This window comes from Desulfurispirillum indicum S5 (assembly GCF_000177635.2).
In the GTDB taxonomy this organism is placed as follows: Bacteria; Chrysiogenota; Chrysiogenetes; order Chrysiogenales; family Chrysiogenaceae; genus Desulfurispirillum; species Desulfurispirillum indicum.
Genome location: NC_014836.1, coordinates 665236 through 685457 on the forward strand (window position 1 = coordinate 665236; position 20222 = coordinate 685457).

The following is a 20222-nucleotide window of genomic DNA, read 5'->3' on the forward strand; positions in this document are numbered from 1 at the left end:
TGGTGGATGGTGCAAAGTGGGAGTTGTACAACAAAAAACCTGAAGTGGAATGCAGATTCAAGGGAGAAAGTATCGTTAAGTAGTTGTGTGAATGTGCGTTACATCACTTGAGACATTCATGTGACATGGGCGTCAGGTTGATAGTAGTTCCTTGTTGTACAGAAAGTGGCTTGAGGGGAAATGTTACAAGATGCCGCAGCGGGCGGCTTTACTCGGGGAGCGTTCTGGCGATAAGGACGACACTGATGTCGTCGGGAATGATCCCGTTATCAAATCTTGCCAATGCTCTGGAAAAGTCGGCCATGATGTCTTCCAGATGGTGATGCCTGGCGAAGGAATCGTGGAGATTCTCTGTGGTGTAGCCGGTGCTTTCACAGAGGGCATCGGAGTAGAGCAGGATGCTGTATTCCGAGGGCAGCTTCAGGGAGCTGCTGCGCAGTGGCAGACTGTGCCTGGTGAATGGGGGGTTGTTCCCACGGGCCGTCGTAATGGTCTGGCTGGCGCTGTCCTTGACCAGGATGGGGTACATGCCGCAACTGATGTACTCCAGGGTGTTTTCAGCCTGATCCAGGCAGGCGAAGGTAAAGGAGATAAGCTCTTCTTTGACCATGTACTGGCAGATATGACGGGTGTAGGCGTGGGCAACCTCAGTGAAGTGAAAGGTGTTAGTGGCGAGGGCACTCTGCAGCAGGGTATGCAGATGGGAAGCTGAGAGAAGCGAGGTGACCGAAGCGCTCAGTCCTTTGCCCATGCTGTCTATGATATAGAAGAAAGTGCGCTGGTCGTTGATGCGGTAGATGCCGTAGATATCGCCGCTGAGTATCTCCTGTGGCTGATAGTGAACCTGGCAGTGGATGCCGCTGAGCAGGGCGGAATCATTATGAATGATGAGCTGTTCCTTGGCAAAGGCATCGCGCTGTTGCTGCTCATCGTGATCACGTTTGGCCTTCAGGGCAAAAAACTCCTTTTCGCGCTGACGCTGCTCCTGCTCAATCTTGTGCTGGAGCTCGTGGCGGGTGCGAATGTGCTGGGCGTAATATTCCAGGTGTCTGCGCAGTTGCTGAACCTCCAGGGGCTTTTTGACAAAACGGTTGATGCCGGCGTCAATGGCCTCAAGGATAAGGTCGCGATCAGAGTAGGCGGTGAGCAGGATGATGGGAGTGTTGGTGTCTTCCCTTCGGATCTGGTGAGCCATCTCCAGGCCAGTCATGCGGGGCATCTGGATGTCGCTGATAATGATGTCGGGCTTGTGCTGATGGTAGGTGTTGAGCCCTTCAAGGCCATTCGTGGCCACAAAGACGGTTCTGGTCATGGGCAGGCGGTTCAGAATGCGGCGGTACAGCTCCAGGGAGCCTTCATCATCGTCCACCAGCAGCAGGCGGATATCGCCCTTATGGGTATCTTCGTGGCTGAGGGGCCTGAGATCATCAAGACTCAGGTTGCTGACGGGTGCCATGCCTGTGAGCAGAGTGGCCTTGCGCCCGCTGTGTGAATAGTAGATGCCGTCACAGTAATCCTTGACGCAGTAGATGCCTCGACCGCGGTAAGTGTGGCTGCTCAGGCTGCGGGCCCGGCCCGTATAGGGTTGGTAGTCAAAGCCGCTGCCCGAATCCTCCACCTGGATCATCAGGAGATTCTGGGTGGCAAAGACCTCTACCGAGACGCTGATGGTGCCCGTGGCCTGCAGGCCCTGGGTGTGCAGGAAAGATTCGTAATCCTCCTGGCGGATCAGCTCCTCTTTGCGATCGCTGCCGATGCCGAGAATGCCATGCTCAAAGGCATTGAACAATACCTCATGGAATGCAAAGGCGGCCTGATCAATTTTTTCCCGGGGCAGCTGGAGTTCCTCCAGGGTTTGCTGCAGCTGATCTTCCATTGTGCTCAGGTCTTCAAGGGTGAACTGTTTTTGGGTGAGGTGCAGGCAGTGTTGCGCTGCTTCATGGCTCAGGAAGTTCATGGCAATGCAGGAGAGCTTACTGGTATCGCCTGGCAGCTCCGGTGAGCTCAGCAGTTCAAAGACGTGGCGGGGGAGGTGGATGCGGTGGAAGTTCCGGGCAACAATCTCCAGCGCGTCATCGGCATTGCACAGGATAATGCTTTCCACCTCCTGGAGGGGGCAGACCTGGACTCGGAAGAGCGCCTCCGGGTTGGTAAAGTCCTCCTGCTGGTCCATGGACCAGAAAATCTGCTGGGAGCGGTTGCTCAGGAGTATGCGGTGGCTGCTGAAGTTGGCCAGGACAATATTGCTGTCCTTTTCGTTGATGAGGAAAAAAATGCCCTGATGACCGCTGTGCAATTCATCCATGCAGCGATAGCGCAGCGAAGTGAGGAAACCGGTCAGGGTGAAACGCCTGTCGGTGGAATGCCACTGCTCAAAAGAATTGCTGACCATGTGCATGAGCCCGGGGTCGCTGAGCAGGCAGCCGAAGGTGAAGGAGTCTCCTTTGGCGATAAAGATGTCCTCAGTGCCTTCGCGGGAATAGCTGTCCACGATATAGGTGCCGTGGAAAGCGCAGAGGCTCTCCTGTTGGGGCGGGATATCTGAAAGCACAGAGGTGAAAGAATACATGGCGGCCCCGGAAATGTTTCCTGGTTGATGATTTTCAGGGCGAATCATGCCATGTATTGTTTTTTTTCGCAATGATTCTTGATTTTTTCTCATTTTCAGTGATATCACCATCAGTATGCTATTATGCGGGTTTAGCGCGAAAAGCGGAGCCCGTGTTCCCGGATTTCGTCAACGCCATGTACCCGTGAAAGAGGTTCGGTGCCATGACTCTGCAAAGGTCTTTTTCGTTGTTGCTTGCAGGCATTCTGCTTCTGGTTCATCAGCCCGTTCAGGCCAGCACGGCCCAGGACTTTGATGCCTGTCTCTCCCATCTGCGTACCAAGGCACTGGACGCTGGTCATGCCCATGACACCCTGAATCAGGTGCTCTCTTCCGTCACGTTCAACCAGCGCATCGTGGAGCTGGATCGCTCCCAGGCCGAATTTACCGAAACCTTTCTGCAGTATCTGGACCGCCGGGTGAGCGTGGATCGGGTGGAGAAGGGGAGACAGCTTCTGAGAGAGCACCGGGTACTCCTGCAGCGTATTGCCGATGAGTATGGAGTGCGTCCCGAGTATATCATAGCCTTCTGGGGTATGGAGACCAACTTCGGTACCTATTTCGGCAAAACGCCGGTCTTTGATGCCGTGGTTACTCTGGCCTGTGATGGGCGGCGTGGTGAATTCTTCACCAATCAGTTTTTCAGCGCCCTGCGTATCCTGGAAGAAGGGCATATCGACATGGAACAGATGAAGGGCTCCTGGGCAGGTGCCATGGGGCACACCCAGTTTATGCCCTCCACCTTTCTCTCCTACGCGGTGGACTATGATGGCAATGGCAGGAAAGACCTCTGGAACAGTCTGCCCGACGCCTTTGCCTCGGCGGCCAATTATCTCAGTGCCATGGGGTGGCAGGATGGACGTCGTTGGGGTCGCGAGGTGATTCTGCCCCGTGGTTTTGATTATTCACAGGCCGATATCGAACGCTCACAGCCCCTGTTGCACTGGCGCAAGCTGGGAGTGCGCCAGGTGGATGGCCGCCTGGTGCCCGATCTGGATTTTTCCGCTACCATAGTTCTGCCCCAGGGGCATCGCGGACCGGCCTTTATCGTGTACGATAACTTTCATCTTATCATGCGCTGGAATCGCTCGCTTCACTATGCCCTGGCTGTGGGGTACATGGCAGACCGCGTGGCCGGCATGGGGCAATTGCACGCCAAACGACCGGCAGACAGCAATGAAGGTCGCCTCAGTCGGGGCGAAGTGCTGGAACTGCAGCAACGCCTGGCAGCCCTCGGACTCTATGACGCAGAGGCCACTGGACGCATTGGAGCTCAGACTCGCAATGCCGTTCGCCAGTTTCAGCAGATGGTGAAGGTGCCCGCCGATGCCTATCCGACTCATGCTCTGCTGGAGCAGCTGCGTCAGCGCCAGCAGGACGTGACGGTGGAGCTGAGCAGGGTTGATCCCTGACAGGCTGCTGAAAAAACCTTTCTGCGCCCAATAAAAAAAGTCCCGCCCATTCGGGCGGGACTTTTTTATTTCTTTCTGAAGGAGGCGGGATCTTACTGCAGGTCGCGCACAGCCTTTTCGATGCGATCCAGACCTTCCATGATGGCAGGCATGCCCATGGCATAGCTCAGGCGCATAAAGCCCTCTGCGCCAAAGGCGATACCAGGGACAACGGCCACCAGGGCTTCGCTGATCAGATACTCGGCAAAATCAGAGGAGTCCTTGATGAGCATTCCCTGCTTGGACGTCTTGCCAAAGAGGGCGCTGATGTTGGGGAAGCAGTAGAAGGCCCCCTGGGGACGCAGACAGCTGATGCCGGGGATAGCGTTGAAGCGGTCAACGATATACTTGCGGCGCTCGTCGAAGGCGCTTACCAGAGGCTTGATCAGCTCCTGTGGTCCCATGAGGGCGGCAATGGCGCCATCCTGGGCAAAGCTGGTGGGGTTGGTGGTGGACTGGGACTGAATATTGGCAATGGCCTTGATCAGTGTTTCGTTGGCGGCAGCATAGCCTATGCGCCAGCCAGTCATGGCCCACTCTTTGGACAGTCCGTTAACGACAATGGTGCGCTGACGGATCTCATCGCCCAGGCTGGCAATGGAGTAGGACTCAAAGCCATCATAGACGAGTTTTTCGTATATTTCGTCGCTGATGCACAGGATATCGTGCTTCACAATGACATCTGCCAGCGCCTTGAGGGCGTCCTTGCTGTAGCCGGAGCCGGTGGGGTTGCTGGGTGAGTTGATGACAACGGCTTTGGTTTTTGGCGTAATAGCCTTTTCCAGCTGGGCTGGGGTCATGCAGAAGTTATCGGCTTCCTCGGTTTCCACGATAACGGGAGTCGCTCCGCAGATCAGGGCCATGTCCGGGTAGCTGACCCAGTAGGGAGCCGGGATAATAATCTCATCACCAGGGTTGAGCAGCGCCATGTAAATGTTGAACAGGGTGTGTTTGGCGCCGACGTTGACGGTGATATTGCTGCGGGTGTAGGTCAGGTTATTGTCACGCTTGAACTTGTGGATGATGGCGTCTTTGAGCTCCACCATGCCGTCAGCGGGGGTGTACTTGGTGTTTCCGGATACCAGCGCCTTGATGGCGGCGTACTTGATGTGGTCAGGGGTGTCGAAATCGGGTTCCCCTGCGCCGAAGCCGATAACGTTGTGTCCGTCGGCCTTCATCTGCTTCGCCTTGGTGCTGATGGCGATGGTTGGAGATTCCTTGATGGCCTTGACGCGTTCGGAAAGTCGGGACTGGATGTCCATGGTGAAGCCTCCTATACGGGTGGTCTTGTGAAAAAAGTATCTATATCGTCGAATACAGCTTCGGGGACGAACTTTCTGTAGTCGCCCCGCATTTGTCCGATTTCCCGGACGATGTTTGATGAGAGGAATATATACTCCTGTCTGGGCATAAGGAAAAGGGTTTCTACTTCCGGCGAGAGCTGTCGATTCATAAGCGCAAGCTGAAGCTCGTATTCAAAATCACTTATGGCTCGCAGTCCTCTGATAACATGCTTTATTTCTTTTTTCGCCAGATAATCGATGAGAAGGTTGGAAAAGCCTTCCACCTTCACATTGGGAAGGTGTGAAGTGCTTTTTTCGATCATGGCAATACGCTCCTCAAAGGGGATGAGGGGGCGTTTGCGGTCGTTACGGGCCACGGCCACCGTGAGGGTTTTGAATATATCGGCCCCACGCTCAATGATGTCCAGATGTCCGTTGGTGATGGGATCAAAGGTTCCCGGATATACTGCTGCCTGACGCATGATAGTCCTTATGTGTGCTGAAGTCGGATAAAGAAGCTCAGGGCATTCTTTCCATAGGCGCGTTGGTCGTGAAGTTCAAAGCCGCTGGCCGCGGCCACAGGTTCTCTGCTGCGATGTTCAAGTACCAGAAGTCCATCGGTTGCCAGGACGCTGCTGTTGGCCACTTTTTCCATGACCTCGCCATAATAGTGTGTCTGGTCAAAGGGTGGGTCGACAAAAATCACATCAAAGCTTTGGGGTGATCGTGCCAGGTATGCCAGAGCGTCACCACGCTGCACGGTTACCTGCTCCTGCAGGCGACAGTGCTGGATGTTCTGCTCGACACAGCGCAGGGCCAGGGGGGATTTTTCCACAATCACGACACTGGCGCCCCGGCTGGCGGCTTCCAGCCCAACGGCCCCGCTGCCGCCGAAGAGGTCAAGAAAACGTTTTCCCTGGAGGTTCTGCCCCAGCAGGTTGAAGAGGTTCTCCCGTACCGCGTCGGCCGTCGGCCGTACGGCGTCGCCCTTTGGCGCGCTCAGGCGCATTCCCCTGCGCGTTCCACTGATAATACGCACGTTACGCTTCTGCCTTTCCCTCAAAAAAACCCTGGGCTGCCATCATCTGATAAAGATGTGACCGGCTCAAACCAACCACATTATCATAACACCCATCAATGCTTTCCACAAGAACAGCGCCGCTGCCCTGGATGCCATAGCCGCCAGCCTTGTCCAGGCCATCGGCAGAGGCGACATAGTTATCCACCATCGCGGTGGTGAGCTTGCGAAAGCGCACGCTGGTGCAGACGGCGTGGAGAAATATCTGGTTCAGGGGAGCGTTGAGCAGGGCAATGCCTCCGTAGACCCTGTGCGCCCGCCCAGAGAGCATCTGCAGCATCTGGCGGTTTTCTTCGCGGTCGCGGGGCTTGCCCAGGATAATGTCGTCAATGGTGACGATCGTATCAGCAGCGATAATCCACTGATCTGCCGGAAGCACAACCGCCCGGGCTTTCATTTCGCCGAGGCGGGTGACCAGCTGCATGGGATCAGATTCATCCAGGCATTCATCCACATGGGGTGGTCTGATGACAAAGGGAATTCCGAAGGTGCGCAGCAGCTCCGAACGACGCGGCGAGGCTGATGCGAGAACCAGACTCAAGGCATCTCCCGCAGAGCTTCGAGGGCCTCACCCCTTGAGGGGAAAATCTTGAAGACCTTGTCAAGGCGCACCATTTTAAAGAGATCCAGCAAGGCCGTGCTGAGCTGGGCACAGGCAAGCTGCCCCTTGACATTCTGCTGGTGGCGGTGGGCCAGGATGATCTCCTTGATGCCGGAGCTGTCGATGAACACGACCTTTTCAAAGGAGAGCAAGAGCTTCCTGGGGTTGTGTTCGCGGTACACTTCTTTAAGGAAATCATTAAAGGCCATGTTGGATCGCGGGTTGTTGAGATCTTCGCCGATGGTGACGACGACCACGTCGTCAATGGTCTCAACACTGTGCTGGTTTGGGCTGCTCACGGGCCACTCTCCTGTATGAAAAAGGTTAACGTTTATAATTGACGGTTGATGACGTAGTCGGCAACCACATGGAGGCAGTCGCGATAGATTCCTGCCGGGAGAACTTCCGCAGCTTTGCGGGCCTTGTCGAGGAACGAGTAGGCCACATCCATGGAGTGGCGTCGTATGTCGTACGTGTCCATCAGGCCGATCACAAAGGAGAGATCCTCCGCAGTGGGAATCATCTGTTGCTCAATCAGCTTCTCCAGGCGGTCCTTCTCCTCTTCTGATGCCAGGTCGCGCAACTTGATGACGGGAATGGTCATCTTGCCTTCCTTGAGGTCGGTGCCTATGGTCTTGCCAAGCGTACTCGCATCTCCCATATAGTCAAGGATGTCATCGATGAGCTGAAAGGCCATGCCGATATTGTAGCCGAAGTCCCACAGGGCGTCGGCCATCTCTTCGCTGAGATCGGGAGCCGTATAACCTCCGCACTTGGCGCAGGCGGCGATCAGGATCGCCGTCTTGTGTTCGATGATCTGGAAGTAATCCTCCAGGGTGACGGAAAAGTCAAAGGACTTGACCAGCTGGAAAACTTCCCCTTCACTCATGAGAGTGGTGACGTCGGAAAGGGTCTTCTGCACACGGGGATCGCCATCAGCGACCAGCACCTGGAATGCCTTGGAGTAGAGGTAGTCCCCCACCAGGATAACCATTTCGTTGCCGAACTTGAAGTTGGCAGAGTCCCGCCCTCTGCGCACGCAGGCTTCATCAATGACGTCGTCGTGCAGCAGGGTGGCCGTATGGATATACTCAATGATGCCGCCGATTTTGATGGCGCGCCTTTCATCTCCGCCACAGAGCTTGGAGGTCAGGAGAACCAGCAGCGGACGTATGCGCTTGCCTCCGCTTTGGAAGATATATTCCCCCACTTCTTGGACCCGGCGTACCCGGCTGGTGAGATTGGACTGAATTTCCTGTTCGATCTCTGCAACCTGAGGTTTCAGCAGGGCGTACACATCGGCAATGTTCATGGAAGTGTTCTCCTGTAGAATAAAAAAAATCACAGTATAGTACAGGATTTCAAAAACTTGTGTCAATTATTCCCTGATTTGGCCCGTAAGTTACAAAAGCCGCACAAGGAAAGCCACGGAAAAAACCCGTTGACACCAAACAAGGCGCGCACTATCATGGGCTCCGTTTTGCGACCTTACTCAACGTTATCCGAAACTTCATGGGAGATACCCTTATGAGCGAAGCCAAAATCAGCAAGGAAATGAGTATTATAGATATCGTACAGCAGTACCCCCAGACCGTTGAGGTCTTCGCCAGCTTTGGCCTTGGGTGCCTGGGCTGCGCCGCTGCCCGTTTCGAAACCCTGGCTCAGGGTGCCGGAGCACATGGCATTGATGTGGACGAGTTGCTGGAAGCGCTGAACAACGCCGTAGACTAAGTCACCTACGCCCCTGTAGCTCAATGGATAGAGTAGCTGGCTTCGAACCAGTTGGTTGCGTGTTCGAATCGCGCCGGGGGCGCCATAATGAAAGACATAAAACGCCGGTGATCATTGATCGCCGGCGTTTTTTCGTTGAGATTCCATTCGCCGCAAAGGCTCTCACCAGGTTTCAAACATGACCAGACTCAGGGCCATGACGAACATGCCCCCCATCAGGCCGATGATGGCCGAATGGGCGGTGCCGTACAGACGCGCGGTGGGCAGGAGCTCGTCGAAGGAAATGTAGATCATGATGCCCGCCACCATGGCGAAGACAATTCCCAGGGTCGCCTCGGACAGAAAGGGCGCCAGCAGGGCGAAGCCGATAATGGCGCCCACAGGCTCGGCCAGCCCTGAGCCCGTAGCGTACCAGAAGGCTTTCTTGCGGCTTCCCGTGCTGTGGTAGATGGGGAGCGCCACGGCAACCCCTTCGGGGATATTGTGGATAGCGATGGCAATGGCAATGGGGATGGCGATGGATGGGTCCACCATGGCGACCGTGAAGGTGGCAAAACCCTCGGGGAAGTTGTGGATGGCCACGGCCAGGGCCGTGAAAACGCCGGTACGTTTCAGGGCACGGGCTTTCTGGGCTCGCACCTCCTCTTCGCCGCCGATGAATTCCGACTCCTTCTTGAGCTCATGGGGGTTGACATCCTTGGGGATGAAGCTGTCGATGGCGGCGCTGAGAGCTATGCCGGCAAACAGGGCCGCCGTGGCCAGGGCGTAGCCGTAGTCGGCGCTGTAGTGCTCGGTAAAAGCTTCTATGGCTTCAGGAAAGATCTCCACAAAGGAGACGTAGATCATGACGCCGGCGGAAAAGCCCAGCCCCAGGGAGAGTCCGACGGTGCTCGTCGTACGTACGAACAGGGCAATCACCCCGCCGACGGAGGTGGCGAGACCGGCCAGCAGGGTCAGGGAAAAGGCGAAGATGAAATGGGGATGGGTGAGGAATTCCATCTTGTGCTCCAGAGTACCAGGAAATCAGGGGCGCGTCTTCATGCTCAGGCTCAGGCGTCCCCGGCTTTTGTCAATACTGAGCACGCGTACACGCACGCGGTTTCCTACAGATACCACTTCGTGGGGGTTCTTGACAAATGTATCAGCCAGTTCGCTGATGTGAACCAGGCCATCGTTCTTCAGTCCGATATCCACAAAGGCGCCGAAATCCACCACATTGCGCACGACTCCCTCAAAGACCTGCCCCGCTTCAATCTCCTCCAGATTGAGTTTGGAGCTGCGCAGGATGGGTTTTTCCATCTCGCTGCGCGGGTCGCGCCCCGGTTTGGTGATGTCACCGACAATATCCCTGAGGGTGGGAATGCCGCACTCCAGCTCGCGGGCAACCTTTTCCAGGGAGCCCCCCACCACGCTGCCCAGTTTGAGCTGGGCCGTCTGAAAGGTCAGGTTGAACCGCTCCAGCAGCTTGCTGGCAATGGGGTAGGATTCGGGGTGCACTCCGGTGTTGTCCAGGAAGTTCTCCGATTCGGGAATGCGGATAAAACCGGCGCACTGCACAAAGGTCTGGGGGCCAAGGCGCGGCACATCCAGCAGCTGCTGACGGCTGCGGAACTGACCGATCTGACGGCGGTACTCCACGATGTTCCTGGCGACGGTGGCATTGACGCCGGAAACAAAGCGCAGCAGTGAAGCGCTGGCGGTATTGAGGTTGACGCCCACATAGTTCACGGCGCTTTCCACCACCTCCTGCAGCTTGGTCGCCAGGAAGCCCTGGTTCAGGTCGTGCTGGTACTGGCCGACGCCGATGCTCTGGGGGTCGATCTTTACCAGCTCCGCCAGAGGGTCCAGCACGCGGCGGGCGATGGAGACAGCTCCGCGTACTGTGGCGTCGTAATCGGGGAATTCCTCCTGGGCGACCGCGCTGACGCTGTACACGCTGGCGCCGGCTTCGTTGACAATCAGGTATTTGACAGCGGGAAACAGTTCGCTGATGAAATCGCTGATGAACTCTTCGGTCTCGGCAGAAGCCGTGCCGTTGCCGATGGCGATAAGCTCCACGTTATGCTTCTGCACCATGGCTGCCAGGGTTTTGCGGGCGCCGCTGACATCGCTTCTGGGGGGAACGGGGTAGACCGTGTCGTGGCACAGCAGGTCGCCGTTGCCGTTGAGGACGACCACTTTGCAGCCAGTGCGAAATGCCGGATCGATGCCCATGATGGCACCCACCTTGACCGGTGGAGAGAGCAGCAGATTCTTCAGGTTCTCACCAAAGACCTTGATGGCGTGCTCATGGGCCTGCTGGGTCTTTTCTGAGCGCAGTTCGGTTTCCAGGGAGGGGATGATCAGCCGCTTCAGGGCGTCGTGCAGCGCCAGGTCTGTCATGGTGGTGCTGGCTTCGGGATAGCGGCGCTGCCACATGGCCAGTATGGATTTGCCCAGGGCGTCCAGGTCGCAGCTGAGCTTGATGCGGATGCAGTCTTCGGCTTCGGCGCGATTCATGGCCAGGATGCGGTGGGGGGGGATGTCCCGCAGGCGTTCCGAGTATTCGTAGTACATGGTGTAGGCCGAGTTTTCGTCGGCGAGACGGCGCTTCTTGCACTCCAGCGTGCCGCTGTTCCACAGCTCCCGCCGCACGAACTTGCGAACGGCGGCCTCCTCGGCGATCATCTCGGCGATGATATCCAGGGCGCCGGCCAGCACGGATTCGGTGTCGGGAACTTCCAGTTCTGCATTGACAAAGCCCTGCAGGAAAGTCTGGTCGGTGTTCTGGCCGTTGAGGATAGCCATGGCGACGGGCTCAAGTCCGCGTTCACGGGCAGCCATGGCCCGTGTGCGGCGTTTGGGGCGATAGGGCAGATAGATGTCTTCCAGGTCAACCAGACGCTGGCAGCCTTCAATGGAAGCTCGCAGCTCCGGGGTCAGCTTTCCCTGGGAGTCAATGGATTCGAGAACCTCCTGGCGGCGTTGCCTGAGGTTTTCGGCGTAGGTGTACTGTTCGATGACCTGCCGCACGCCATCCTCTTCCAGCTCCCCGGTCATTTCCTTGCGGTAGCGGGTGATAAAGGGGACCGTGCTGCCCTCCTGGTGCAGCTTGATGCAGTTTTCCACCTGGAAAGGCTTGATGTTCAGTGCCTGGGCGATCGTCTGGATGGTACTGGTGTCGAGAGTAGCCAAGATTGTTTCTCCGGAAAGGGGTTGGGGGAAAGCGGACACAAGGAGATTACCTCTGCTTGCGGTCTTTTTCTTTTATGGCGTCAAGAGCCTTGTTGGCCGGATGGTTGGGATCGGCGAAGCGGATCTTCCCGAAGAGTACGCAGCCCGGATATCCTGGCTGACAGGGCTTTGCCGGCCGGATGGCGCACTGATCATTCTGGTTGTGGGGGCAGGACCAGCCGGCGGACATGGCAGCTCCTCAATGGCCCAGAGCCCGCAGCAGCTCAGCCGCGTGCTCTTTGGGTTTTACCTTGGGGAAGACGTGCTCTATGGTGCCCTGTTCGTCGAGAATGAAGGTCATGCGGAATATTCCCATATACGTGCGGCCGTACATGGACTTTTCGCCCCAGGCACCGAAGGCTTCGGCCAGCCTGTGTTCCGTGTCGGCCAGGAGGGGGAATGGCAGGGACTGTTTTTCGCGAAAATTGCGGTGGCTTCTGGTCGAGTCGGGGCTGACTCCAAAGAGCAGCGCTCCCGTTGCCGAGATGGCGGACCAGTTGTCGCGGATACCGCAGGCCTGGGTGGTGCAGCCGGGGGTGCTGTCCTTGGGGTAGAAATAGAGAACCACCTTCTGACCCAGCAGGTCACCCAGGCAGATTTCACGGTCATCCTGATCCTTGACACATATATCCAGTGGAGCTTTGTCGCCGACGTTGAGCATGGGGCCTCCTGGTCTGAGCAGGGTATTGGCAGGCGCGCTGGCGTCTGCCGATGCGCATTCTTACCACTGCGGTCAGGGTTTTGCAATCGGTGAAGCACAGGAGGCAGCGGGGATGGGCGCCGGCAGATCGTCGCGGCGAGTTCCCCTTTCAGCAGGCTGTCAGCTCAGGCCAGTCAGGCTGAGCCCGAAAACCCCCAGGCTGATGGTCAGAGTGCCAAGAACAGTGGTCAGGGCAATGATGTTGGCTGCCAGGGACGCATTGCCCCCCATGGAGCGGGCCATGACGTAACTGGCGGCTGCGGTGGGGCAGGCAAAGATAAGAAAGAGCACCCCCAGGGTCATGCCACTGTAGCCCAGCAGCCAGGCACCAAAAAGCATGGGGGCGGGCAGGATGATCAGCTTGTAGGCGGTGGCCATCAGGGCGGTGCCCGAGGTGGCGCGCAGTACCTTCAGGTCGAGGGCGGCTCCAACGCAGAGCAGTGCCAGGGGCAGGGTCATGGAGGCCAGGGAATCGGCGGTTTTCATGACCACGCCGGGCAGGGAGAGTTGCCACAGGGACGCGGGTATGGCCAGCGTGACGGCAATGATCAGGGGGTTGCGCAGCATGTCCCGAAGCATGAAGAGCCAGCGTGTTCCCGTGGTTTCACGCCACATGTTCAGGGCGATGACCGAGAGCATATTATACTGCACCACCAGGGCGGCCATCAGAATGGAAGTCAGGGCCATGCCCGGTTCTCCGTATTGATTGCCAGCCAGGGCCAGGGCCAGAATTCCCAGGTTGCCGCGAAAGGCTCCCTGGACGAAGACACCGCGATCGGCGGCAGACGGGAGCCTTCTGGCATGCCACAGCAGCCAGAGAAAACCCAGGAGGGTCACCAGGATCGCGTATGCCAGCAGGCCCGGCACAAAGACCATGGTCAGGTCGGTGCGCAGCAGGCTCAGGAAGACCAGCAGGGGCAGGGTGACTTTGAATACCAGCCCCGAGGCAGTCTGGTTGAATTCATCGGTTATCAGGTTTGTGCGGCGCAGGAGGAGGCCCAGGAAGACCAGCAGGAAAACCGGTGCGGTTATCTGCTGCGTGAAAAGGAGGGTTTCAAGCAGTCCTGCGGAAGGCGATGGTGCCGCCATCAGAATTTCTTGTCATAGCGGGCCAGGATGCCGATTCCGTCGTGATCCGTGTCGGGGGAGTAGTCCACCTGGAGGGTCAGGCGTCCTGCCAGCAGCGATGGGATGGAGAGACCGGCAGAAGCGCCGAGAATGGTGCCGCTGCCATTGGTGGTGCCATCGCCGGAGCTGTTGCTGATGGAAGCGGCAGTTACCTCCCAGAAACCCACGATAAAAGAGTTGTCGAAGCGCATCAGGTTCTGGGAGTAGAAGAGACTGCCCAGATAGTAGCTCTTGGCGGCGATTTCATCGTGAAACCAGCCGGGAATGCGGGGGTAGTGTTCCTGGTGGGAGATGTCGCCGCCCAGACGGAATTTGTTGTCGCGGTCGAGCCCGCTGCTCAGGCCCATCATGAAGCGGTAGCCCAGAGTATAGCGGGGGTAGTTATTGTATCCGCGCATCAGGAGCGTATACTTGCCGAAACTTTTCCCCGGTGCTCCGTAGCCTCCGGCTGCTCCCCAGGTCTTGTTTTCGGAGCGTTGCCCCTGCTCGATCTCGAGGAGAGCCACATGGGAAGTTTTGGGCTGGTAGTGCATGTTCTCGGTCAGTCTCCCTGCAATCAGGCGGCCGCGCAGGTGGTAGGTACTGCCATCAGCTGGTGCCAGGAAACCATCGCCAACGGCGTCTTCGTCTTCGGGGTCGGGTGCTTCCCCGGTGGTGCCGCCATAGCTGGCTGAGGTCAGGCCGAAGGCCAGCTCGCCACGGATGTGGGGGGCGAAGTGCATCCCGCGTCCCAGCTCCACATGGCTGAGCTGGCGGGTATACTGCTCTTCGCGGACTTTATTGCCATCGCTGTACTCCACCATGTCCTGTTTGGTAAGATGGGATGAGAGCGTCAGGATGGTGTAGGGGGAGTAGGGGACGTATCCCCGATCAGTGAGGCGGATGATGAGCTCGTCGGGGTTGAGGTGCAGGGAGAAGCCATCCCCTGATCCCAGAACATCATCATTGTCGTAGCTGATGTGTCCAGTGAACTGTGAGTCGCCGTCCCCCTGGGGGATATAGCCGCCGAGGGAGCCGTGGAAGCCGATATTGGGGTTGTCAGGATCGTAGGTTGACACCGAGGCGCTGTGGGCGGGAATGCTCAGGGCGCAGGTGATGAGAGATCCGGTAAAAAGCAGAACGATTCTGTGCATAGGAGCATACTCCCTGTGAATGCGAATGTCCGTTATCATAACCACATAGCCAGTGAGTTGCAATGCTATTTTGTGGACTCCCACGTGCATCTTCCGCGCTGTCACGGGGTAGATGCAGCCTACCGTGATCACCCCTGTCTGGTGCCGGCGGTGGAGGGGGAAGACAATCGCTTCCTGATTCAGCGCTATGGGCGCGCGTCCATAGCCCTTGGCTATCATCCCCGCATGGCCTGTCATGCCATTGACTGGGAATCCATGGCTGATCTGCTTGGGAGTGGCGGATTTGCCGCCATTGGCGAATGTGGACTGGATAAGCGTCTTGGCAATCTGCCCCGCCAGATGGAAGTCTTTGAGCGTCAGATTTGCCTTGCCCGTGACTTTGATCTGCCTCTGATTATTCACTGCGTCGGCCACCAGGATGTGCTGCTGGCGCTCCATCGTCACTACCGTTTCCGGGGGGTGCTGCATGCCTTTCACTGGCGTCACCTGCCGCCCCCTCTGTTGACGGGCGATCTGTTTTTTGGCTATTGTTGCAGGCTGCCACTGACCGCCAGGGCACAGACGCTCTTTGCCTCCCTGCCTCTGGATCGCATCCTGGTGGAAACCGATGGCGACGAACACACGGGGGCGCGCTGGTCGGACCTGATCGAAGCCTATGGGCGCCTGGCCAGGATGAAAGGCCTGCCCCTGCCTGAAGCTGCGCGCCAGATCAGCGACAACTACCACAGGCTGCTTGCCGCAGAAGCAGGTTTTCTGCGATGAACGCTGTAGCAGGCTGCTGAAAAACCCTCATCTGCGGCGTTGCTCGCCGTCGCTCGTCACTGCAACGTACGGGGAGTACGCTTCATTCGGCGCTCCGCGAGCGCCTTGCATCTGAGCATTTTTCCATTGCCGGCGTATTTTGAGGTACTTCAGCAAGCTGTTAGAATATTTCCGGAGGAGTTTTCCGTGTCCGTATCCCCGACGAATGACCGTGCCAGTGCCCTTTTTTCCCGCAGTCAGATACTGATCGGCAGTGATTGTCAGAAGCGTTTGCAGCAAAGCTCCATGGTGGTATTCGGCCTGGGTGGAGTGGGGTCATTTGTAACGGAAGCCCTGGCTCGTTCCGGAGTGGGGCGATTGACCATTGTGGATTTTGACGATGTGGCCGAGAGCAACATTAACCGCCAAATTTACGCCCTGCGCTCCACCCTGGGGCAGCCCAAGGCGGTGGTGGCGCAGCAACGCATTGGCGACATTAACCCTGATTGTGAAGTACGAGCGGTGACAGCCTTCCACCGTGGGGATATTCTTTCTGTAGATGGAGTTGCCGATGCAGATGTCGTTCTCGACTGCATTGATTCCTTTTCGCCAAAACTGTACCTGATACGCTCTTTGCTGGAGCAGCAAAAAACCTTTCTCAGCAGCATGGGCGCCGCTGGAAAGCTTGACCCTGCAATGGTGAGACTGGGGACCATGGCGCAGACCAGCATTTGCCCCATGGCCCGGCGTCTGCGGAAGTTTCTGCGAAAAAATCAGTGCTCTCTCCATTTTCCAGTGGTATACTCCGTCGAGAATCCCTGTTACGCTATGCCCCTGGTGGCAGCACCCACCGGCATTGGCCGTGAACGGGTGCAGCAGGGCAGTATGGTCTTTGTCCCTGCGGTATTTGGAATGCATATGGCCAGTTGGGCCTGCCGGCAGATTATTCACAACCAAAATCAGCAGAGTGTGTAATGTCTTACGTATTCGCCATTCTCTCGGCTCTTCTCACCATAGCAGCCTTTGAACCCCTGGGATATCACTGGCTCGCCTGGATCGCCCTGATCCCCCTTCTGGTAGCCATTCAGATTGCCAAACGCCCGTTTGTGACAGGCTTTTTGTGGGGAGTGGTTTTCTTTACCGCCTCCCTGCACTGGATACCCCATATATTCAATACCTACGCGCTTTCCAATCACCTGTTCGGCGTTCCTGCCATGTTGCTGCTCAGTGCCTACCTGGCGATCTTTCCGGCAATCTTTGCCTGGGGAATACGACAGATTGTGACATCAAATCACCACTCCCTGTGGACGGCTGTGCAGGTGGCCAGTCTCTTTGTGGCGCTGGAATTTCTGCGTGGCACTCTGTTCACGGGTTTTCCCTGGAATCTCCTGGGTTACTCGGTGCTGAATTTTGACTACATTTCCCAGGTGCTGCGAGTGGTGGGGGTCTATGGCCTTGGTTTTATCGTGGTCTTCATAAACTATACCCTCTATGTGCTTCTGGTGAAGTCGTTTCGTCCCAATATGACCTACCTTTTCCTCGGTTGCGGCGCGCTTCTCGGTGTGACGGTTTTTTACAGCGCCTGGGTTATTGGTGTGGAGGAGACCTTTGAATATGACAGTATCCCGGTGCGCGTGGTTCAGGGGAATATCGACCAGTTTCAGAAGTGGGATGATGAGTATGCAGAAGCCAATCTTGAGCGCCATATCAGCCTCTCGCGTCACGAGGATTTTTCATCAGGCCTGCTTGTCTGGCCGGAGTCTGCGCTTCCCTTTTTCTTTAACTCTGACCATCCGGGCAAGCAGCGGGTTACGCGACTGGTGCGTGAACTGCAGAGCACGCTCATCACCGGCGCCCTCTTCTACGAAAGCAAAGAAGATGGAACCATGAGCTACTATAACAGTGCTGCTGTGCTGGACGCGGAAGGACAGTTGGTCGATCGTTATGATAAGATTCACCTGGTCCCTTTTGGCGAGTACACGCCCTTCAAGGAGACGCTGCTGCCCTTTGTGGAGAAGTTCGTCATGGGTGAAGATTACTCGTCGGGAACCCAGTGGCGCGCCCTGCAGACCCCCCATGGTCGGGCGGGAACGTTTATCTGCTTTGAGTCCATTTTTCCCGAGCTGGTGGCGCGAGTCACCCGTGAAGCCGATTTTCTGGTGAATATCACCAATGATGCCTGGTTTGGCGAAACCTGGGCTCCTTATCAGCACCTGGCTATGGCCAGGGCCCGAGCTATCGAGAATGGAAAGTTCCTCATCCGCAACTCCAATTCCGGTATTACGGCGGTCTATGATCAGTTCGGGCGGGTTGTGGAGCACATTCCTCTGCAGAGTTCAGGAGCGTTCAGTGTGGATGTGGATATCATTCCCCGCATAACCCTTTTTAACCGTTATCCCTATCTCTTTCCTGTTTTCGCCCTGTTGGTGACGGTTTTTGGTGCCATGGATTCCTGGCGCGGACGGCGGCGCAAGAAGCTGAGCCTCTGACAGGCTGTTGAAAGCCCCTCTCTGAGGTGCTGGGGGAGTATGTTTCACTCCTGTGCAGACGCCTTGTTCCGGGGTTTTCACTGAGCCCTTTCTTTCTTGTGGGTGCCACGCCTTGTCGCGTCTCACTTCAATTTCTGGTGTTTTCAGTCGCCGTCAGTCTGCCTGGAGAGTATATACATCATGATCCTTGATGAACAGCTGGTGCGCCAGCGCATAATGCCTTTGATGAGTGTGGTGATTTTTTTCGCCGTTCTGAACGGGGTGACCTTTAACATAGCAATCCCCGACATTGCCGCCGAATTCTCCGTTTCTCCCTCCACGGTCAGCTGGGTTATCACTGCCTATGTGGTGATCTTTGCCTTCGGCTCGGTGGTCTACGCCCGGCTGGTTGATCAATTTTCCCTGCGATCCATTATCACGTTCGGCCTGATTGTTTTCTGTGCGGGCTCCTTGCTGGGTTTTTTTGCTTCATCCTTTCCGCTGCTGATACTTGCGCGTATTATTCAGGCAGTCGGAGCCTCGGGGATACCAGCCCTTGGCATGCTGCTGGCGACCCTCTATTTCCCCTCCCACCTTCGAGGTGCCATGCTGGGGGTCATCGCTTCGACCGTTGCCTTTGCTTCCGGCGTTGGTCCGGTTCTGGGTGGCTTTGTGGCAGGGCAGTTCCACTGGCACTTCCTCTTCCTGATACCATTGGTGCTGCTGCCGGTGATTCCCCTGCTTTACGTGTCCTTGCCCCTGGATGAATCCCATGTGCGAAAACCCTTTGATTTCATGGGTGCGTTGCTGCTGGGCGCTTTTGTGGGGGCATTGCTGGTGGCGCTGACCCAGGCGTCATGGCCCGCCCTGCTGCTTGCCGCGCCTTTGCTGGCAGCAGCGGTGTGGCATATGCGCCGCGTCGAGTATCCCTTCATCGCTCCACAGCTTTTTACCATTGCCAGGTACAGAGGCGGTGTGATCGCGGCCTTGCTGGTGATGGCGACGGTTTTTGGCATGCTCTTCGCCGTTCCTATTATGGTGCGACAGGTATATGACCTCTCTACCATGGCCATAGGCGTGTTCATGTTTCCTGCGGCCATGAGCGCGGCCGTGGCGGGATGGCTGTCTGGCAGGGCGGCCGGTCGCATCGGCTCAAACCGGGTGGTGCGGGTGGGATACCTGTTCCTGATCGTGGGGTACCTGTGCCTGGGTGCTTCTGCCGGCCTGGGTGTGGTGTTGAGCGCCCTGTGTCTCATTGCGGGCCACTGCGGTTTTTCCATCGTGCACTCCTCCCTGGCGGGCAGTATCTCCGGCGTGCTGCCACGGGAGCTCACCGCAGTGGGAATGGGTTTCTTTAATCTGATCTTTTTTATTTCCGGTGCCTTTGGCACGGCGGCAACCGGTATCATGCTCAATATTCTGCATCCTGAGCGTGCCAGCGCCTACATGATAACTTTTGGCGGATTTTTCCTGCTGGCGCTGCTCTCCCTGGTGCTCTTTGCCCGCACCTTTCCCTTCTCCGAAGGGGCGACGGCAAAAAGCAGTTGACAGCAGGGGTCGAAGCGTATAAGTATGTTGGGTTTTGAAGAAATGACCTCGCTGGCTACGCAAAAATAGCCGGCAATTCCATGAGGAGGAATGTGCATTCATGAAGAAGTACGAACTTATGTTCATCCTGAAGCCCGAGCTTGATGAACAGCAGCTTGCCGATTACATCGCCCGTGTTGACGGCATTATCGCCCGTTACGAAGGAACCATCGACAAGTTTGAAAACTGGGGCAAGAAGAAGCTTGCCTATGAAATCGACAACAAATCATTTGGTTTCTACTACCTCTACCACCTCAGCTGCGCTTCTGCTCTGATTGACGAGCTGGAGCGGAACTTCAAGATAAGCGACGAAATGATGCGCTTTATCTCTCTGCGTCTGGACAAGAAGGCTCTCGAAGCGCTGAGCAAAGCCGAGCAGTCCAAGGCCGCCGCCGCCCAGGCCCAGACAGCCCAGTATGCGGCTTCCGTAAGTGCCGAGGAACCAGAATCAGAAGATGCAGAAGCGCCCGCTGCTGCCCAGGAAGAAAGTGAGGCCTAGT

The 20222-nt window shown here is 56.8% G+C and carries 20 protein-coding genes and 1 tRNA gene; 8 read left to right on the plus strand and 13 right to left on the minus strand.

All coding sequences use genetic code 11. The annotated features are described in order from the left end of the window. Positions 1 to 208 precede the first annotated feature (208 nt). Positions 209 to 2569: a response regulator gene (locus SELIN_RS03175; protein ID WP_013505266.1), complete on the minus strand. Its 2361-nt coding sequence runs from the start codon at positions 2567 to 2569 to the stop codon at positions 209 to 211. 203 nt (positions 2570 to 2772) lie between these two features. Between SELIN_RS03175 and SELIN_RS03180 the strand changes: the two genes are divergently transcribed. Then, the gene (locus tag SELIN_RS03180) at positions 2773 to 4020 is read left to right on the plus strand and encodes a lytic murein transglycosylase (protein WP_013505267.1); all 1248 of its coding nucleotides are present in this window, start codon (positions 2773 to 2775) and stop codon (positions 4018 to 4020) included. A gap of 92 nt (positions 4021 to 4112) precedes the next feature. Here the strand turns inward: SELIN_RS03180 and SELIN_RS03185 are convergent, their stop codons facing one another. Genes SELIN_RS03185 through SELIN_RS03210 form a run of 6 tightly spaced genes read right to left on the minus strand, consistent with a single transcriptional unit; the run spans position 4113 to position 8333 of the window. Continuing rightward, a complete protein-coding gene (locus SELIN_RS03185; protein ID WP_013505268.1) occupies positions 4113 to 5321 on the minus strand; it encodes a pyridoxal phosphate-dependent aminotransferase in 1209 nt (402 codons plus the stop codon). A gap of 11 nt (positions 5322 to 5332) precedes the next feature. After that, on the minus strand, positions 5333 to 5824 hold the full coding sequence (gene coaD, locus SELIN_RS03190) for a pantetheine-phosphate adenylyltransferase (protein WP_013505269.1): 492 nt from the start codon (positions 5822 to 5824) through the stop codon (positions 5333 to 5335). Between the two features lie 8 nt (positions 5825 to 5832). Continuing rightward, positions 5833 to 6381 (minus strand): 16S rRNA (guanine(966)-N(2))-methyltransferase RsmD, encoded by a 549-nt coding sequence (gene rsmD, locus SELIN_RS03195; RefSeq protein WP_013505270.1) that lies wholly within the window; start codon positions 6379 to 6381, stop codon positions 5833 to 5835. 1 nt (position 6382) lies between these two features. Next, positions 6383 to 6961, minus strand: coding sequence for a Maf family protein (locus SELIN_RS03200; protein ID WP_013505271.1), 579 nt, complete (start codon positions 6959 to 6961; stop codon positions 6383 to 6385). Further along, the gene (locus tag SELIN_RS13760; protein WP_013505272.1) at positions 6958 to 7320 is read right to left on the minus strand and encodes an STAS domain-containing protein; all 363 of its coding nucleotides are present in this window, start codon (positions 7318 to 7320) and stop codon (positions 6958 to 6960) included. Before SELIN_RS13760 ends, SELIN_RS03200 begins: the two co-directional genes overlap by 4 nt. 32 nt (positions 7321 to 7352) lie before the next feature. Then, a complete protein-coding gene (locus tag SELIN_RS03210) occupies positions 7353 to 8333 on the minus strand; it encodes a polyprenyl synthetase family protein (protein ID WP_013505273.1) in 981 nt (326 codons plus the stop codon). A gap of 215 nt (positions 8334 to 8548) precedes the next feature. Here SELIN_RS03210 and SELIN_RS03215 point away from each other — a divergent pair, with 215 nt between their 5' ends. Both SELIN_RS03215 and SELIN_RS03220 read left to right on the plus strand, forming a co-directional pair. Next, entirely contained in the window at positions 8549 to 8752 is a 204-nt protein-coding gene (locus SELIN_RS03215; protein ID WP_013505274.1) for a DUF1858 domain-containing protein, read from the plus strand. 9 nt (positions 8753 to 8761) lie between these two features. Then, a tRNA-Arg gene (locus tag SELIN_RS03220) sits at positions 8762 to 8837 on the plus strand. Between the two features lie 77 nt (positions 8838 to 8914). Here SELIN_RS03220 and zupT read toward each other — a convergent pair. From zupT to SELIN_RS03250, 6 genes are all read right to left on the minus strand, one after another. Further along, positions 8915 to 9751 (minus strand): zinc transporter ZupT, encoded by an 837-nt coding sequence (gene zupT / locus SELIN_RS03225; protein WP_013505275.1) that lies wholly within the window; start codon positions 9749 to 9751, stop codon positions 8915 to 8917. A 24-nt stretch (positions 9752 to 9775) separates the two neighbouring features. Beyond that, on the minus strand, positions 9776 to 11926 hold the full coding sequence (locus SELIN_RS03230; RefSeq protein WP_049871079.1) for a Tex family protein: 2151 nt from the start codon (positions 11924 to 11926) through the stop codon (positions 9776 to 9778). A 46-nt stretch (positions 11927 to 11972) separates the two neighbouring features. Beyond that, positions 11973 to 12155 carry a hypothetical protein gene (locus SELIN_RS03235; protein WP_013505277.1) on the minus strand — a complete coding sequence of 61 codons (183 nt, stop codon included), beginning with the start codon at positions 12153 to 12155 and terminating at the stop codon, positions 11973 to 11975. 9 nt (positions 12156 to 12164) lie between these two features. Further along, a complete protein-coding gene (gene bcp, locus SELIN_RS03240; RefSeq protein WP_013505278.1) occupies positions 12165 to 12626 on the minus strand; it encodes a thioredoxin-dependent thiol peroxidase in 462 nt (153 codons plus the stop codon). A gap of 159 nt (positions 12627 to 12785) precedes the next feature. Continuing rightward, a complete protein-coding gene (locus SELIN_RS03245; protein WP_013505279.1) occupies positions 12786 to 13754 on the minus strand; it encodes an AEC family transporter in 969 nt (322 codons plus the stop codon). Then, entirely contained in the window at positions 13754 to 14926 is a 1173-nt protein-coding gene (locus SELIN_RS03250) for a hypothetical protein (protein WP_041725896.1), read from the minus strand. Before SELIN_RS03250 ends, SELIN_RS03245 begins: the two co-directional genes overlap by 1 nt. Positions 14927 to 14941: 15 nt before the next feature. On the opposite strand from SELIN_RS03250, the gene SELIN_RS03255 reads away from it, so the two are divergent. The 5 genes from SELIN_RS03255 (at position 14942) to rpsF (ending at position 20221) form a co-directional block, all read left to right on the plus strand. After that, positions 14942 to 15688 (plus strand): TatD family hydrolase, encoded by a 747-nt coding sequence (locus SELIN_RS03255; RefSeq protein ID WP_198007114.1) that lies wholly within the window; start codon positions 14942 to 14944, stop codon positions 15686 to 15688. A 186-nt stretch (positions 15689 to 15874) separates the two neighbouring features. Next, positions 15875 to 16642, plus strand: coding sequence for a tRNA threonylcarbamoyladenosine dehydratase (locus SELIN_RS03260; protein WP_013505281.1), 768 nt, complete (start codon positions 15875 to 15877; stop codon positions 16640 to 16642). After that, the gene (gene lnt / locus SELIN_RS03265) at positions 16642 to 18156 is read left to right on the plus strand and encodes an apolipoprotein N-acyltransferase (protein WP_013505282.1); all 1515 of its coding nucleotides are present in this window, start codon (positions 16642 to 16644) and stop codon (positions 18154 to 18156) included. The genes SELIN_RS03260 and lnt overlap by 1 nt, the downstream gene beginning before the upstream one ends. A gap of 180 nt (positions 18157 to 18336) precedes the next feature. Then, the gene (locus tag SELIN_RS03270) at positions 18337 to 19683 is read left to right on the plus strand and encodes an MFS transporter (RefSeq protein WP_013505283.1); all 1347 of its coding nucleotides are present in this window, start codon (positions 18337 to 18339) and stop codon (positions 19681 to 19683) included. A gap of 100 nt (positions 19684 to 19783) precedes the next feature. Continuing rightward, on the plus strand, positions 19784 to 20221 hold the full coding sequence (gene rpsF / locus SELIN_RS13765; RefSeq protein ID WP_013505284.1) for a 30S ribosomal protein S6: 438 nt from the start codon (positions 19784 to 19786) through the stop codon (positions 20219 to 20221). Position 20222: the final 1 nt, after the last annotated feature.

Bases quoted from the DNA above. Each gene is read 5' to 3' on its own strand.
- SELIN_RS03175 (WP_013505266.1), bottom strand. From the start codon at position 2,569: ATGTATTCTTTCACCTCTGTGCTTTCAGATATCCCGCCCCAACAGGAG.
- SELIN_RS03180 (WP_013505267.1), top strand. From the start codon at position 2,773: ATGACTCTGCAAAGGTCTTTTTCGTTGTTGCTTGCAGGCATTCTGCTT.
- SELIN_RS03185 (WP_013505268.1), bottom strand. From the start codon at position 5,321: ATGGACATCCAGTCCCGACTTTCCGAACGCGTCAAGGCCATCAAGGAA.
- coaD (WP_013505269.1), bottom strand. From the start codon at position 5,824: ATGCGTCAGGCAGCAGTATATCCGGGAACCTTTGATCCCATCACCAAC.
- SELIN_RS03210 (WP_013505273.1), bottom strand. From the start codon at position 8,333: ATGAACATTGCCGATGTGTACGCCCTGCTGAAACCTCAGGTTGCAGAG.
- SELIN_RS03215 (WP_013505274.1), top strand. From the start codon at position 8,549: ATGAGCGAAGCCAAAATCAGCAAGGAAATGAGTATTATAGATATCGTA.
- zupT (WP_013505275.1), bottom strand. From the start codon at position 9,751: ATGGAATTCCTCACCCATCCCCATTTCATCTTCGCCTTTTCCCTGACC.
- SELIN_RS03235 (WP_013505277.1), bottom strand. From the start codon at position 12,155: ATGTCCGCCGGCTGGTCCTGCCCCCACAACCAGAATGATCAGTGCGCC.
- bcp (WP_013505278.1), bottom strand. From the start codon at position 12,626: ATGCTCAACGTCGGCGACAAAGCTCCACTGGATATATGTGTCAAGGAT.
- SELIN_RS03245 (WP_013505279.1), bottom strand. From the start codon at position 13,754: ATGGCGGCACCATCGCCTTCCGCAGGACTGCTTGAAACCCTCCTTTTC.
- SELIN_RS03250 (WP_041725896.1), bottom strand. From the start codon at position 14,926: ATGCACAGAATCGTTCTGCTTTTTACCGGATCTCTCATCACCTGCGCC.
- lnt (WP_013505282.1), top strand. From the start codon at position 16,642: ATGTCTTACGTATTCGCCATTCTCTCGGCTCTTCTCACCATAGCAGCC.
- SELIN_RS03270 (WP_013505283.1), top strand. From the start codon at position 18,337: ATGATCCTTGATGAACAGCTGGTGCGCCAGCGCATAATGCCTTTGATG.
- rpsF (WP_013505284.1), top strand. From the start codon at position 19,784: ATGAAGAAGTACGAACTTATGTTCATCCTGAAGCCCGAGCTTGATGAA.